This is a genomic window from Mesorhizobium delmotii, assembly GCF_900149755.1.
GTDB classification, from domain to species: domain Bacteria; phylum Pseudomonadota; class Alphaproteobacteria; order Rhizobiales; family Rhizobiaceae; genus Mesorhizobium; species Mesorhizobium delmotii.
Window position 1 is genome coordinate 520,301 of record NZ_FUIG01000013.1, and the last position, 14,452, is coordinate 534,752.

Genomic DNA, 14,452 nt, shown 5'->3' on the forward strand with positions numbered 1-14,452 from the left:
CGCGCGCAAACGACGCCGCGTCATCGAGATTTCGTTTGAGTGATCGCGCGAAAGGCGCGACCTTCGGCGGTGGCGAGCAGCGGCATATGAGTGACTGGAGCGGTCGAAGATGACGGATACACTGAACGGCAGGAATGTTGTGGTGACCGGCGGCACCGGGGCGCTCGGTGGCGCGGTTGTCGGCAAACTGCTGGAGCAGGGCGCGATCTGCCATGTGCCCAATGCCCATGCCGCCGCGCCCGCGCATTTTCCCTTCCCGGCACATGAGCGCGTCAGGCTGGCGCACAATGTCGATCTCGCCGACCCCGCCAAAGTCGATGCGTTCTACGCCAGTGTTACGGATTTGTGGGCATCCATCCACCTGGCCGGCGGCTTCACCGCCGCGCCGGTCGAGAAGATCGAGCCCGCGTCCTTTGCCGAAATGATGGACACCAACGCCCGCACCACCTTCCTGTGCTGCCGCGCGGCGATACGCTCGATGCTGGAATCTTCCGTGTCGGGCCGTATCGTCAATGTCACGGCGCGCGCCGGGCTCGACCTGCGGCGCGGTTCCGGCATGGTCGCCTATGCCGCCAGCAAGGCGGCCGTCGCGGCAATGACGGTGGCGATGGCGGAAGAACTCAAGGGCAAGGGCATCCTGGTCAATGCCGTCGCGCCCTCGATCCTCGATACGCCGGCTACCCGGGCTGACATGCCGGCTGCCGATTTCAGCAAATGGGTTAGCCTCGAAGCGGCCGCGGAGGCCATTGCCTACCTCGCTTCGCCGGCCAATCTGGCGATGAGCGGCACGCTGGTGCCGCTTTACGGCAGGGCCTGATTTATCTCTTTGTCTAGAGCGCGGATTTCCCAAAATCGGTTTGCCACGTTTGGGTTACGATGCTCTGACCATGGTCAAAACAAAAACCCCGCCGGATCGCTCCGGCGGGGTTTTTTAATAGGCCGCGCGAGGCGCGGCGTTAGTGGACCTAGCTGCCCTGCTTCTTCAGCGCGGCACCCAGGATGTCGCCCAGCGAAGCGCCGGAGTCGGTCGAGCCGTACTGGGCAACCGCTTCCTTCTCTTCGGCGATTTCCAGCGCCTTGATCGAGACCTGCAGCTTGCGGGTCTTCTTGTCGAAGGCGATGACGCGGGCGTCCACCTTCTGGCCGACCGTGAAGCGCTCGGGGCGCTGCTCGTCGCGGTCACGGCTGAGGTCGGAGCGCTTGATGAAGGTCTCGATGCCGCTGTCGACCAGCCGCACTTCCAGACCGCCATCCTTGACGCCGGTAACCTCGCAGGTGACGACGGCGTTCTTGCGCAGTTCGCCTGAAGTCGCCGCCTCGCCGGCCGTATCCTTGGCCAGCTGCTTGATGCCGAGCGAGATGCGCTCCTTGTCGATGTCGACGTCGAGCACCTGCGCCTTGACCATGTCGCCGCGATTGTACTCCTCGATCACCTGCTCGCCCGGACGGGTCCAGTCGAGGTCGGAAAGATGGACCATGCCGTCGACATCGCCTTCGAGGCCGATGAACAGGCCGAACTCGGTCTTGTTCTTGACCTCGCCCTCGACCTGGCTGCCGACCGGATGGCTGCTGGCGAAAGCCTGCCACGGGTTCTCGAGCGTCTGCTTGAGGCCGAGCGAAATGCGGCGCTTGGCCGGATCGACCTCGAGCACCACCACGTCGACTTCCTGCGTCGTCGACAGGATCTTGCCGGGATGCACGTTCTTCTTCGTCCACGACATTTCCGAAACGTGGATGAGGCCCTCGATGCCCGGCTCCAACTCGACGAACGCGCCGTAGTCGGTGATGTTGGTGACGGTGCCCTTGATCTTCTTGCCGATCGGGAATTTCGTTCCGATCTCGGACCACGGATCGCTCTCGAGCTGCTTCATGCCGAGCGAGATGCGGTGGGTTTCCTGGTTGATGCGAATGATCTGGACCTTGACCGTCTGGCCGATGTTGAGGATTTCGGTCGGATGGTTGACGCGGCGCCATGCCATGTCGGTGACATGCAGCAGGCCGTCGATGCCGCCGAGGTCGACGAACGCACCATAGTCGGTGATGTTCTTGACGACGCCTTCGACCACCTGGCCCTCTTCGAGGTTCTGCACGATTTCCGAACGCTGTTCGGCGCGGCTTTCCTCGAGCACGGTGCGGCGCGACACCACGATGTTGCCGCGGCGGCGATCCATCTTGAGGATCTCGAAAGGCTGCGGATTGTGCATCAGCGGGGAGACGTCGCGGATCGGGCGAATGTCGACCTGGCTACGCGGCAGGAAGGCCACGGCGCCGTCGAGATCGACGGTGAAGCCGCCCTTGACCTGGTTGAAGATGACGCCTTCGACGCGCTCGCCCTTGGTGAACTTCTCTTCGAGACGGACCCAGCTCTCTTCGCGGCGGGCCTTCTCACGGGAAAGCATCGCTTCGCCAAGCGCGTTCTCGATGCGCTCGACATAGACTTCGACCGTGTCGCCGACCTTGAGCGTCGACTCCTTACCCTTGACGCCGAATTCCTTCAGCGGCACGCGGCCTTCGACCTTGAGGCCGACATCGATGATTGCCATGTCCTTTTCGATCGCGGTGATCGTGCCCTTGACGACTTGGCCTTCGCCGGAATGGCCGGCGGAAAAAGATTCTTCGAGCAGGCTCGCGAAATCATCGCGAGTGGGATTTGCAACTGACATAGTTTCTCCTGGAATACCCCGCATCTCAAGCGGGGAGGGCGCCGTGGGTTAGCGTTGCGTTGGCCTGCCGGCGTTCCGGGCTTCAAAAAGCCCTTGGCCGCCTAAGCGGCGATTCCGGCGCATGAAGAATGCTGGCAGGCTGGTTCGTGCCCGATACGGGTATCTTTTCGCCGCCGGCAATCGGCAACGACAGGAAAACCCGGCTCAGGCTTTGTTTCTCTTGGCCAGAACGTCGTCGATGATCGCCTTGGCCGCAAGAAACGCGGCTTCTATAGCCATTTCCGACGTGTCGAGCAAGTGCGCATCGGCGGCCGGCTTCAAGGGCGAGGAGGCTCTGCCCATGTCGCGCTCATCGCGGCGCAGGATATCGGCCAGGATTTCGTCGAAATCGGCGGTGCCGCCGATGCTCTCGATCTCGGCCAGCCTGCGTTGTGCCCGCACCTCGGCGCTCGCCGTCACATAGAGTTTTATGTCGGCGTCGGGACAGACGACGGTGCCGATATCGCGACCGTCGAGAACCGCACCGGGCGGCGCCTTGGCGAATTCACGCTGCTTTTCGACCAGTATGCGCCGCACCGACGGGATAACAGCCACTTTCGAAGCCGCCTCGCCGACCGCATGCGCCGACAGCACCGACCGGTCGAGCTTGGCCAGATCGACCTGCCGCGCCGCGGTTTCCGCCGCCGAGACATTGTCGAGCGGCAGGCCGAGCCGAAGCAGCGCATGGGCGACCGCGCGATAGGTGAGGCCGGTGTCGAGCAGGTTCAGGCGGTAATGGTCAGCCAGCCGCCGCGCCAGCGTGCCTTTGCCGGCGCCGGCGGGTCCGTCGATGGCGATGGTGAAGGTCAAGGGCGTAGCTTTCGGACACGATAAAATAGGTAGGATAGGAGGCCAAAGAAGGCGAATGCATAGCCGCTGGCCAGCGGACTTATCTCCTGCCCGCCAAGACCCAGATGAAATATGCCGTCTACCAAGGCTACCGCGCCAGCTCCGGTAAACAATATCGACATCACAAGACAAAAATTACCAGAGCGAGCAGAAACCTTCTTTGCGATCTCAATAGCTATCCCATCGATCGAGGCTTTTGGAAAAACGAACTCATCGGAAGACAGTTGGGTAGTAGAAAGAATAGCTCCAGTCTGTGCTCTCAACTTGCGATGCATGTGATGGTTCAAGGCAATCCATATCGCTGCAGCAAGGAGAACCCAGATACTATCCATCCGGTCGGAAAGCCAAAGCACGATGAACACGAGCATGGGAATGAGAGTGAACAAAACAAACGCCCATTCGCGATTCTGGATCTCGATGAGGCTGGTAAGTTCATCGGCATTGACGATCCGGGTTTTGGCGGACCTGTCCAAGCGGAACAGAAAAGTACCGTCTGCTTGCCTTTGCCAATGAGAGCCCCTGGCCCCCGGCCTCTGAAAATCAAGACTTGCCATCCACTCACCCCCCTGCGCGGTTGCTTACAAAGAAATCGAAAGTCGCTCACAAGACCGCTGGCGCGGCTAGTTTGGCGCTGAACGTGGAAATCCTGCTCGCAGTACCGCTACTCGATCTTCGCGCCCAGCCCCTTCATCAGGCCCATGAATTCAGGAAAACTCGTCGCGATCATCGCCTGGTCGTCGATGGTCACCGGCTTTTCCGTTGCCAGTCCCATGACCAGAAAGCTCATGGCAATGCGGTGGTCGAGATGAGTCTGGACGATGGTGCTCTGTCCATTTGGGTGTTGACCGAGCCCCTTGCCGCCCGGTTTCCCACGCACCGCCAGCGAGGCCTCGCCTTCGGTGCAGTCGACGCCGTTGACCTTCAGCCCGTTCGCGACTGCCGACAGCCGGTCGGATTCCTTCACCCGCAGCTCTTCCAATCCCTGCATCAGCGTTTCGCCCTCGGCGAAGCTGGCGGCGACGGCAAGGACCGGATATTCGTCGATCATCGTCGGCGCCCGCTCGGGCGGCACGGTGACGCCCTTCAGCTCGGAATGGCGTACGCGCAGATCGGCGACATCCTCGCCGCCTTCATTGCGCGGGTCGAGAACATCGATCCGGGCGCCCATTTCCTGCAGCGTCAACAAAAGCCCGGTGCGGGTCGGGTTCATCAGCACGTTTTCGATTGTAATGTCCGAGCCCGGCACGATGAGTGCGGCCACCAGCGGGAAGCCGGCCGAGGATGGGTCGCCCGGCACAGCGATGGTCTGGCCGGTGAGCTTGCCCTGGCCCTCGATGAAGATGTGGCGCACGCCGCGCTCGTCGGTCTCGACCGACAGATTGGCGCCGAATCCCTTCAGCATCTTTTCGGTGTGGTCGCGCGTCATCACCGGCTCGATGACGGTGGTGACGCCGGGCGTGTTCAGCCCGGCGAGCAACACCGCCGACTTCACCTGCGCCGAGGCCATCGGCACGCGGTAGGTGATGGGTGCTGCGTGCTTGGGCCCGTGCAGCGTGATCGGCATGCGGTCGCCGGGCGTTGCCCTCAGCACCTGCACGCCCATCTGGCGCAAAGGTTCGAGCACGCGGCCCATCGGCCGGCCGGACAGCGAGGCGTCGCCGATGAAGGTCGTCTCCATGTCGTAGGTGCCGACCAGGCCCATGGTCAGGCGCGAGCCGGTACCGGCATTGCCGAAATCGAGCGGGCCTTCCGGCTGCAGCAGCGCGCCGTTGCCGGTGCCGCGGATCACCCACTCGGCGCCGCGCTTCTCTACATGCGCGCCCATCGCCTTCATCGCGGCGCCCGTGCGCATTACATCCTCGCCTTCCAGCAGGCCGGTGATGCGGGTCTCGCCGGAGGCGAGGCCGCCGAACATGAACGAGCGGTGCGAGATCGACTTGTCGCCGGGCACCCGCGCCGCGCCGGAAAGCGCTGACGATTTGCGAGCAGTGGCCGGTTTCGGGGCGGCAGTATGCGACATGGCTTTTCCTTGGCTGAAAACGCCGGTGGCCGGCCTTTTTCCTCTTGTTTGGGCGGTCTCGTATCACGGTGGGCGGAAATGGTCATCCCCTTGCAAGAGGTCGCTCAACACGGCGATTTATCAGGCTGGCTTTAGGCTTTGACAGCGCCGCAAACTGTGGTTATGGGGACCAAACTTTCATCGACGAGGCTTGCTGTGGCAAAACCCGAACTTGGCACCAAACGCATCGACCCCGAAACGGGTCAAAAATTCTACGACCTGAACAAGGATCCGATCGTCTCGCCCTATACCGGCAAGAGCTATCCACGTTCCTATTTCGAGGAAGGCAAGATCGCCGCCCTCGAGGAGGAAGAGGAAGTTGCCGAGAAGGAAGTGGACGCCGAGGAGGAAGAGGGCGTCGAGGTCGTCTCGCTCGAAGAGGCGGATGAGGATGCGAAACCCGACGATCTTCCCGATCTCGGCGATGACGAGGACGATGTGGACCTCGGCGATGACGACGACGATACTTTCCTCGCCGACGAGGAGGAAGAAGACGACGATGTCGCCGACATGATCGGCGTCGGCGACGACGACGACGAAGTCTGATCCGGCCTCTGGCGTAAGCGCCTGCCGACTTTCGCGGCGTCTTAATAAAAAGCGGCTCTTGAAGGCTTGATATTGACGGAAGGCGGGGTTAGAAGCCGCTGCACTAACGGCGCGGTCTCAACCCGCGCCGGATCTCTTCGCCGGCAACGGCGCCGGTAGACTGCCGGAGTGGGGCCATAGCTCAGTTGGGAGAGCGCTTGAATGGCATTCAAGAGGTCGTCGGTTCGATTCCGATTGGCTCCACCAAAATTTCTATAGTGTTTTCAGATAATTAGCAGTCAGCCCTTTGGGGGCCTCTTGCCCCGGAAGCCTTCGGGGCACCGCCAGGGCACCGCCAGACGCATTTTGGGGCTCGGAAAGTAATTTTCGCTCTCGTTTCCACTACGCCGCTACGACGTTCCCGGTAACGACGCGCGGGGAATGCCTCGCGCTCGTCGCGAAGAAGAGGGCGGAGCCGGGACGGCGAAAGCCGCTGTATGACGCGCCGGATTAATGGATGCCGGAACGAACTTGCAGCGGAGGTTCGCTCCGCTGCCAGAGATGTTTCAACCAGTGGTCTGCTTATTTTGCCGGGGATTTGTAGGAAGATGCGATTTTGCCCGCCTTCTCTTGAGCAGCCTTGAATTCCGCGCCCGAGTATGCCCGCACGGTTTTGACATTCGATACTGCTCCCGATGCGCCGACGACGAGAAGTGCGGGGATCAGGTCAGCACCGTCGTCGAATTCCGCGATTACCATCCAGTCGGTTTCGCCGGTCGTGACGTAGAAAGAATGCATTTTTCCGCCTGCTGCTTCCATTATGCCGCGAGCCGCCTTTTCTCTGTTCGATGGATTGTCAATCATTCCCTTCGCTGACGTGGCTGAATAGCACCCTGTGATTATGAACAATGGCATAGCACATTCTCCTCCCTAATCGGGCAGATCGGGTGATCTGCCGAAGACACAATATCTCAAATCTTGGCGTTTGCCGCGAGATATCCGCGCGGATCTAGTCTCACTCTCCCAATCCTTGCGCATGGCATCCTGAAGCCCGTAGACGGGCGCCAGGGCCGATTGCATGGCCGGGGACTTCATGGCGCTAGGCCGGCCGATGATGCCGCCCCAAAGGTTCGGAACAACCGTCCAGTCGTCATTGGTCTTTGGCGCGATGCGGACGCGGTTGCCGACCACGGCAGACACCGCGACCAGCGCCGAGACAGCCGAGAAATCGACTGGCGATTGCTGTCGTTCGGCAACGTCGAAAACATAACGGCGAAGCGCTTCCGGCAGCAGATCGGCATGGAACCGCCTTACGGGCGGCAAGGTAGCCGCGATAGGCAACGGCGCCGGCCATGCCCGTCCCTTGGGCTCTCCTGCCCTTCCGCCATCGATCGGGATAAGGTTAGGGGCCATCGCTTGCTTGATGGCACCCGTCGCCAATAGCATTTCTTCAGGGCTGCGATATTCGATCATGCCGCCGCCCTCCTAGAAATGTCGTTGAAGTCGGTTCCGATATTCGGTGGCGTCCAGATGATGCTTTCGCGGCCATCTGCCGCCCATGTGTCGGCGCATTTGCGCGCTGCCTCATTGCCTGCCTGCCGTAGCCGGCCAGCCTGCATCTTGGCCCTGTCGTTGTCCGCGAAGATGGACAGGCATTCGACACCGGGCAGCACCGGGAACCCGGCAAGCGTCCCGGCCGTCATGGTGGACCAAACCGGCGACATGCCGAAATTGCCCATCACTGCCAGGAGGTTTCGATGCCTTCCGCAATGGAAAGGCCGACTGTCACCACCTCATCGGGCGATAGCTTCACTTATGACCGCATCGGGCGGGGTACGGTACAGATTGAAAGCTGCACCCTGTCAATCATCGGCGGTATCCAGCCATCGCGCATTGCTCCTATCGTCCGCGGCGCAATGACCGGAGCCACCAATGACGGCCTTATCCAGCGGTTGCAGCTTTCCGTCTGGCCTGACGATAACCCGAATTGGAAATGGGTCGATCGGCATCCGAACGGCGCCGCGCGAGAAGCTTACGACAAGGTGTTTTCCGACCTTCGTTCGATGGATCTCGGCAGCACCGAAAATCCGGCCGTCATGCGCTTTGCTCCCGGCGCACAAGAGGTCTTCCGCGATTGGATGTCTGGCGTTCAGGTGGAAGCCAGGGGCAGCGGCATTTCGTCGGTACTGGAAAGCCATATCCTGAAGATGCCGAAGACGATTGCCAGCCTTGCGCTGTTGTTCGAGCTTATCGACGGCGGCCGGTTCGAAGTTGGCGACGTTTCGACGCTTCGCGCCCTCGAATGGTATGAGTATCTGCGCAGCCACGCCAACCGGCTCTATGCGGCTGGCGAGACCATGGCTGAGGACGGCGCCAAGCTTATCCTGGACCGCCGCCAGCAGTTGCCCGACCAATTCACGGTGCGGGCGGTTCATCAACGGAAATGGGCCGGGCTCGCTGATCGTGACGCGGTGATTTCGGCCATCGATACGCTTGTGGAAACCAATCACTGCCGCGAAATCGAGATGCCCGACACTGGCGGGCGCCCCACTGTCGCCTAGCCATTTCGCCAGTAACGACGGCAGATCCTTCTCCAAGCGCGCCGCCTGCGCCGCCGCCTGCGGTGCCAGTGCCGATGGCGGACCGGCTCCGCTTGAGTATCTTCATCCTCGAAGGCTTCCGTATCCGGCGCGTCGAGTTCATCGAGAATGCCGCTTCTGGCGCGCCTGGTACGCCGGCGACCGCGTTGATTGGCCGAACTGCGCTCGCAAGGGCTGCTGCCCCAGCAATGCCAAACATTCCCGTCAAAAATGATCGCCGATCCATGGAAACCTCCAATCTTCTAGCCAGCGAGACAAGGTTCGCAAACTGAAAAATAGCGAAGGCGATACAAAAGCAAAGTAGACCCTATGAATGGTATTTAGAGAAGCTTGACGGGTCATCTCCGCGAACATTTGGCAGTCCCCGAAGCGATAACTGCGTCAATTCTCATATGCCGCATTGCACAATCACGCAGCGTGCGCAAAATGCGGCATGATCCGGAAATCCCTCACCGTCCTGGTGATCGACGAAAACCACATCCGCGCCTCCATCATTGAGGCGGGATTGCGGGAGGCCGGGCATGAGCAGGTCACGGTCGTTCACGATGTTGCCGGAATAGCGCGGCGCATTGCCGAGATCGAACCGGACGTGATCGTCATCGACCTCGAAAATCCCAACCGCGACATGCTTGAAAACATGTTCCAGCTTTCGCGCGTGGTGAAGCGGCCGATCGCCATGTTCGTGGACCGGTCCGACCAGGCTTCGATCGAAGCTGCGGTGGAAGCGGGGGTCTCCGCCTACGTCGTCGACGGGCTGCGCCAGGAGCGCGTCAAGCCGATCCTCGACATGGCGATCAGCCGCTTCAACGCCTTTTCGCGGATGGCGCGCGAACTGGAAGAGGCCCGCAGTGAATTGGAGGACCGCAAGGTCATCGACCGCGCCAAGGGCATCCTGATGAGGTCGCGCGGCCTGTCGGAGGACGCGGCCTATACGCTTTTGCGCAAGACCGCCATGAACCAGAACCGCAAGATCAGCGAAATCGCGCAGAGCCTGGTGACGGCGGCAGGCCTTCTGGATCCCGGAGAGAGTTGAGCATGGCGGCCGAACACCAGATCAATGCCGGTTTCATACCGCTCTTCGACAGCGCGGTTCTTGTCGCAGCGAGGGAGATCGGCTTTGCCGCGCGCGAAGGCGTCGACCTGACGCTCAGTCGCGAGACGTCATGGGCCAACATCCGCGACCGCATCGCGATCGGGCATTTCGATCTGGCGCACATGCTCGGGCCGATGCCGATCGCCTGCAATCTGGGGCTCACCCCGCTCGCCTCCGATACGATCGTGCCGTTCTCGCTTGGGCTGGGCGGCAACTGCGTAACGGTTTCGAATATGCTCTGGGCGGGCATGGCCGCGCACGGTGCGTTGCCCGACCTCGATCCGGCGCGGGCCGGCGGGGCCTTGGGAGCGCTGATCCGTGAACGGGCAAATGCCGGTCGCGAGCCGATGCGCTTTGCGGTCGTGCATCCGCACTCGGGGCATAATTACGAACTGCGCTACTGGCTCGCGGCCTGCGGCATCGATCCGTCGCGCGAAATAGAAATCGTCATCGTGCCGCCGCCCTTCATGGCCGACGCACTCGCCGCCGGCAGGATCGACGGCTACTGCGTCGGCGAACCCTGGAACAGCGCCTCGGTCGTCGCCGGCACCGGCCATATCGCCACGGTCAAGGCCGCTATCTGGAAGACCAGCCCCGAGAAAGTCGTCGGCGTGCGCAAGGCCTGGGCCGAGAAACACCCGGAGGCCCTTTCGGCCCTGCTGCGCGCGCTTCATCACGCCGCGCGCTGGTGCCAGGATCCGGCAAACCGCGGTGAACTGGCCGCCCTGATGGCGCAGCCTTCGTTCCTCGGCGTTTCGCCGGCGCTGCTGATGCCGATCCTGACCGGACATCTTGCGCTGGGCGGCGGCGCGGAATTGAGCGTCGAGGACTTCTTTCTTCCTTTCGGCAAGGCGGCGAATTTTCCGTGGAAGAGCCATGCGCTGTGGTTCTACACGCAGATGGTCCGTTGGGGGCAGGTCAAGCACAGCGCTGCCCACATGGCGCTCGCGCGCGACACCTACCGACCCGACCTCTATCGCGCAGCGCTGAAGCCGCTCGGCGTCGCTCTGCCGGGAGCCAATGCCAAGGTCGAGGGGGCCCTGACCGCTGCCACGCCGGTCGGCTCGGCGGGCGCCAGCCTCGTGCTTGGTCCGGATGGTTTCTTCGACGGCCGCATCTTCGATCCGGACAGGATCGACGACTATCTCGCCATCCGCGACTGGGCAATGCCGACGGGTTGAGCATTCCTTGCGCACTATCATGCACTGCACAATTTTTGTGCTGCTGCACAATGAACGTGACTGTCGCATGAGCATCGACAATCCGGCGCTCCAGCCTTTACGCCCGCTCTCTCGATTGTTTTCATTGCCGAATTTGCCGTAAGTCTAAACTGGCACGGTTCCTGCTTAGTAATCCATAGGCCTTCAGGCCATTGAATACGGCGTCCAATGGCGGGCGCCACAGGCAAAGCTGCCGCTCAGGTCAACACGCGATCCGGATCAACGGATGCGGCGGCCTGGCCGGCGGCTTTTTTGTTTTGGTCGAACACGCAATCGACGGCGCAGATCCCAAGCCGCGCCCAACGGAGATGACGATGACGAAACGCATCAAAACCCAATCCGCCCTCACGGGCGTAACGCGCCGCGATTTCCTGATGATGAGCGCGGCCACCGCGGCAACGCTGGCGGCGGCACGCGCGCTGTTGCCGTCCGGCGCCTATGCGGCAACGGCGGCGCCGGAAGTCACTGGCGCCAAGCTCGGCTTCATCGCGCTGACCGATGCAGCGCCGCTGATGATCGCCAAGGAGAAGGGCCTGTTCGAAAAATTCGGCATGCCCGATGTCGAGGTGCTCAAGCAGGCCTCCTGGGGCGCGACACGCGACAATCTGATGCTCGGCGGCGAAGCCAACGGCATCGACGGCGCCCATATCCTGACGCCGATGCCTTACCTGATGCACACCGGCAAGGTGACGCAGAACAATCAGCCGATGCCGATGGCGATCGTGGCGCGGCTCAACTATGACTGCCAGGCGATTTCCGTCGCGCAGGAATATGCCGGCACCGGCGTCGGCCTCGATGCCTCCAAGCTGAAGGACGCCTTTGCGGCCAAGAAGGCCGAAGGCAAGGAGGTGAAAGCCGCCATGACCTTCCCGGGAGGCACCCATGATCTCTGGTTGCGCTACTGGCTGGCTGCCGGCGGCATCGATCCCGACAAGGATGTCTCGACCATCGTTGTGCCGCCGCCGCAGATGGTCGCCAACATGAAAGTCGGCAATATGGACGTGTTCTGCGTCGGCGAGCCATGGAACGAGCAGCTCGTCCATCAGGGCGTCGGCTTCACCGCCGCCACGACGGGCGAGTTGTGGAAAGGCCATCCGGAAAAGGCGCTCGGCCTGCGCGCCGCCTTCATCGACAAGAACCCGAACGCCACCAAGGCGATCCTGATGGCCGTCATGGAAGCCCAGCAATGGTGCGAAGCCATGGAAAACAAGGACGAGATGGCGGCCATCATCGGCAAGCGGCAATGGATGAACGTGCCGACCGCCGACATCATCGGTCGCCTTAAGGGCGACATCAATTACGGCAATGACCGCGTCGCCACCGGCACCGACCTCTACATGAAGTTCTGGAAGGGCGGCGTGTCCTATCCGTTCAAGAGCCACGACAGCTGGTTCCTCGCCGAAAACATCCGCTGGGGCAAATTCGCGGCGACGACTGACATCAAGGCGCTGGTCGATCAGGTCAACCGCGAGGATCTGTGGCGTGAGGCGGCGAAGGATCTCGGCGTCGCTGCGGCCGACATCCCGGCGTCTTCATCGCGCGGCGTCGAGACCTTCTTCGACGGCAAGATCTTCGATCCGGCCAATCCGTCCGCCTATCTCGACAGCCTGAAGATCAAGGCATCGGCCTGACGTCGCCGGCAAGCGGCGCCAGTGGCGCCGCCTGTCACGCCAATGCTCAAGGAGCTTTTTGCGAAATGTCTATCCAAGCCATCGAGGACACCAAGGTGAAGGCGTTCCCCACGCCTGCCAAGCCTGCAGAGGTCATAGCTTTCACCGCCAAGGTGAGGCGCCGCTTCGATCCCGCCGCGATCGCCGGCAAACTGGCGAGCACGCTGGTGCCGCCGGCAGTCGTCATCGTCGTCATGCTCGTCATCTGGCAGATCGCCTGCTCGTCGCCCAACGCCAGCTTGCCGCCACCTAGCCAGGTATGGAACGAGGCCTACGATCTGATCGCCCATCCGTTCTTCGATTATGGTCCGCAGGACATCGGACTGGCCTGGCGGGTGCTGATCTCGCTGCAGCGCGTCGCCATCGGCTTTGGCCTAGCTGCCATCGTCGGCGTCGCGCTCGGTGCTCTGGTCGGCCAGTCGATCTGGGCGATGCGCGGCCTCGACCCTGTGTTCCAGATCCTGCGCACCGTGCCGCCGCTCGCCTGGCTGCCGCTGTCGCTGGCCGCCTTCCGCGATTCCAGCCCATCGGCGATCTTCGTCATCTTCATCACCTCGATCTGGCCGGTGATCATCAACACCGCCGTCGGCGTCCGCAACATTCCGGAGGACTACCGCAACGTCTCCCGCATCCTCAGGCTCAACCAGCTCGAATTCTTCGTGAAGATCATGGTGCCGGCCGCGGCACCTTACATCTTCACCGGCCTGCGCATCGGCATCGGCCTGTCCTGGCTTGCCATCGTCGCCGCCGAAATGCTGACAGGCGGCGTCGGCATCGGCTTCTTCATCTGGGATGCCTGGAACTCGTCGCGGCTGCCCGACATCATCGTTGCGCTCGCCTATATCGGCGTCACCGGCTTTTGCCTCGATCGCCTGGTCGCGGCGGTCGGCGCCTTCGTCACCCGCGGCACAACGGCAAAGTGAGGAGAGGCGTCATGACGGCCTACCTGAAACTCGACCATATCGACAAATCCTTCGCTCGCGGCAGTCAGGTCAGCGAGGTGCTGAAGGACATCCGGCTGACCATCGACAAGGGCGAATTCGTCTCGATCATCGGCCATTCCGGCTGCGGCAAGTCGACCTTGCTCAACCTGATAGCCGGGCTGACGAAAGTGTCCGCCGGTGCGGTCCTGCTCGAAGACAAGGAGGTCGACAGCCCCGGTCCTGAACGCGCCGTGGTGTTCCAGAACCACAGCCTGCTGCCCTGGCTCACTGTCTACGAAAACATCAACCTGGCGGTGTCGAAAGTCTTCGGCCGCACCAGGAGCCGGGCCGAACGGCACGACTGGATCATGCGCAATCTCGACCTCGTGCAAATGGCGCATGCCAGGGACAAGCGACCCGCCGAGATATCGGGTGGCATGAAGCAGCGCGTCGGCATCGCCCGCGCGCTGGCCATGGAGCCGAAGATCCTGCTGCTCGACGAGCCCTTCGGTGCGCTCGACGCTCTGACGCGCGCCCATCTGCAGGATGCGGTGATGGATATCCATTCGAGGCTTGGCTCGACGACGATCATGATCACCCACGATGTCGACGAGGCGGTGCTGTTGTCCGATCGCATCGTCATGATGACCAACGGTCCATCGGCGACCATCGGCGAGGTGCTTCCCGTGCCGCTGGCCCGACCACGCCGGCGCATCGAGCTTTCCTCCGACCGGACCTTCCTGCGCTGCCGCGAGGCGGTGCTGAAGTTCCTCTACGAACGCCACCGCTTCGTCGAAGCCGCGGAGTAGCT

General features: G+C 62.1%; 16 protein-coding genes and 1 tRNA gene. 10 read left to right on the plus strand and 7 right to left on the minus strand.

What is annotated here, in order from left to right; genetic code table 11:
* The first annotated feature begins 109 nt into the window (after positions 1-109).
* Entirely contained in the window at positions 110-817 is a 708-nt protein-coding gene (locus tag BQ8482_RS03985; protein WP_123146358.1) for an SDR family NAD(P)-dependent oxidoreductase, read from the plus strand.
* Positions 818-965: 148 nt separating this feature from the next.
* Here the strand turns inward: BQ8482_RS03985 and rpsA are convergent, their stop codons facing one another.
* From rpsA to aroA, 4 genes are all read right to left on the minus strand, one after another.
* A complete protein-coding gene (gene rpsA / locus BQ8482_RS03990) occupies positions 966-2,663 on the minus strand; it encodes a 30S ribosomal protein S1 (protein WP_123146359.1) in 1,698 nt (565 codons plus the stop codon).
* Positions 2,664-2,867: 204 nt separating this feature from the next.
* Positions 2,868-3,512: a (d)CMP kinase gene (gene cmk, locus BQ8482_RS03995; RefSeq protein WP_123146360.1), complete on the minus strand. Its 645-nt coding sequence runs from the start codon at positions 3,510-3,512 to the stop codon at positions 2,868-2,870.
* Positions 3,509-4,105, minus strand: coding sequence for a hypothetical protein (locus BQ8482_RS04000; protein ID WP_123146361.1), 597 nt, complete (start codon positions 4,103-4,105; stop codon positions 3,509-3,511). The genes cmk and BQ8482_RS04000 overlap by 4 nt, the downstream gene beginning before the upstream one ends.
* Before the next feature lie 107 nt (positions 4,106-4,212).
* A complete protein-coding gene (aroA, locus tag BQ8482_RS04005) occupies positions 4,213-5,571 on the minus strand; it encodes a 3-phosphoshikimate 1-carboxyvinyltransferase (protein ID WP_123146362.1) in 1,359 nt (452 codons plus the stop codon).
* 195 nt (positions 5,572-5,766) lie between these two features.
* Between aroA and BQ8482_RS04010 the strand changes: the two genes are divergently transcribed.
* Complete coding sequence (locus BQ8482_RS04010; RefSeq protein ID WP_123147360.1) at positions 5,767-6,156, plus strand: TIGR02300 family protein; 390 nt, start codon at positions 5,767-5,769, stop codon at positions 6,154-6,156.
* A gap of 170 nt (positions 6,157-6,326) precedes the next feature.
* A tRNA-Ala gene (locus BQ8482_RS04015) sits at positions 6,327-6,402 on the plus strand.
* A gap of 315 nt (positions 6,403-6,717) precedes the next feature.
* On the opposite strand, the gene BQ8482_RS04020 is transcribed toward BQ8482_RS04015, so the two are convergent.
* The 3 genes from BQ8482_RS04020 to BQ8482_RS04030 form a co-directional block, all read right to left on the minus strand.
* A complete protein-coding gene (locus BQ8482_RS04020; protein WP_244602610.1) occupies positions 6,718-6,999 on the minus strand; it encodes a GYD domain-containing protein in 282 nt (93 codons plus the stop codon).
* A 66-nt stretch (positions 7,000-7,065) separates the two neighbouring features.
* Positions 7,066-7,608: a DUF3987 domain-containing protein gene (locus BQ8482_RS40485; RefSeq protein ID WP_425294068.1), complete on the minus strand. Its 543-nt coding sequence runs from the start codon at positions 7,606-7,608 to the stop codon at positions 7,066-7,068.
* Positions 7,605-7,877: a toprim domain-containing protein gene (locus BQ8482_RS04030; protein ID WP_133254695.1), complete on the minus strand. Its 273-nt coding sequence runs from the start codon at positions 7,875-7,877 to the stop codon at positions 7,605-7,607. Before BQ8482_RS04030 ends, BQ8482_RS40485 begins: the two co-directional genes overlap by 4 nt.
* 15 nt (positions 7,878-7,892) lie before the next feature.
* Here BQ8482_RS04030 and BQ8482_RS04035 point away from each other — a divergent pair, with 15 nt between their 5' ends.
* The 7 genes from BQ8482_RS04035 to BQ8482_RS04065 all read left to right on the plus strand — a co-directional run bounded on the left by BQ8482_RS04035 (position 7,893) and on the right by BQ8482_RS04065 (position 14,450).
* Positions 7,893-8,696, plus strand: a complete 804-nt coding sequence (locus BQ8482_RS04035) for a DUF3987 domain-containing protein (RefSeq protein ID WP_123146365.1) — start codon at positions 7,893-7,895, stop codon at positions 8,694-8,696.
* Between the two features lie 92 nt (positions 8,697-8,788).
* Positions 8,789-9,007 (plus strand): hypothetical protein, encoded by a 219-nt coding sequence (locus tag BQ8482_RS37975; protein ID WP_165848412.1) that lies wholly within the window; start codon positions 8,789-8,791, stop codon positions 9,005-9,007.
* Positions 9,008-9,168: 161 nt separating this feature from the next.
* Entirely contained in the window at positions 9,169-9,768 is a 600-nt protein-coding gene (locus BQ8482_RS04045) for an ANTAR domain-containing response regulator (protein WP_023796771.1), read from the plus strand.
* A 2-nt stretch (positions 9,769-9,770) separates the two neighbouring features.
* On the plus strand, positions 9,771-11,009 hold the full coding sequence (locus tag BQ8482_RS04050) for a CmpA/NrtA family ABC transporter substrate-binding protein (RefSeq protein ID WP_165848413.1): 1,239 nt from the start codon (positions 9,771-9,773) through the stop codon (positions 11,007-11,009).
* Positions 11,010-11,362: 353 nt separating this feature from the next.
* Positions 11,363-12,679 carry a CmpA/NrtA family ABC transporter substrate-binding protein gene (locus tag BQ8482_RS04055; protein WP_123147362.1) on the plus strand — a complete coding sequence of 439 codons (1,317 nt, stop codon included), beginning with the start codon at positions 11,363-11,365 and terminating at the stop codon, positions 12,677-12,679.
* Positions 12,680-12,744: 65 nt separating this feature from the next.
* Positions 12,745-13,641, plus strand: a complete 897-nt coding sequence (gene ntrB / locus BQ8482_RS04060; RefSeq protein WP_123146367.1) for a nitrate ABC transporter permease — start codon at positions 12,745-12,747, stop codon at positions 13,639-13,641.
* A gap of 11 nt (positions 13,642-13,652) precedes the next feature.
* Complete coding sequence (locus BQ8482_RS04065; protein ID WP_123146368.1) at positions 13,653-14,450, plus strand: ABC transporter ATP-binding protein; 798 nt, start codon at positions 13,653-13,655, stop codon at positions 14,448-14,450.
* Positions 14,451-14,452 lie beyond the last annotated feature (2 nt).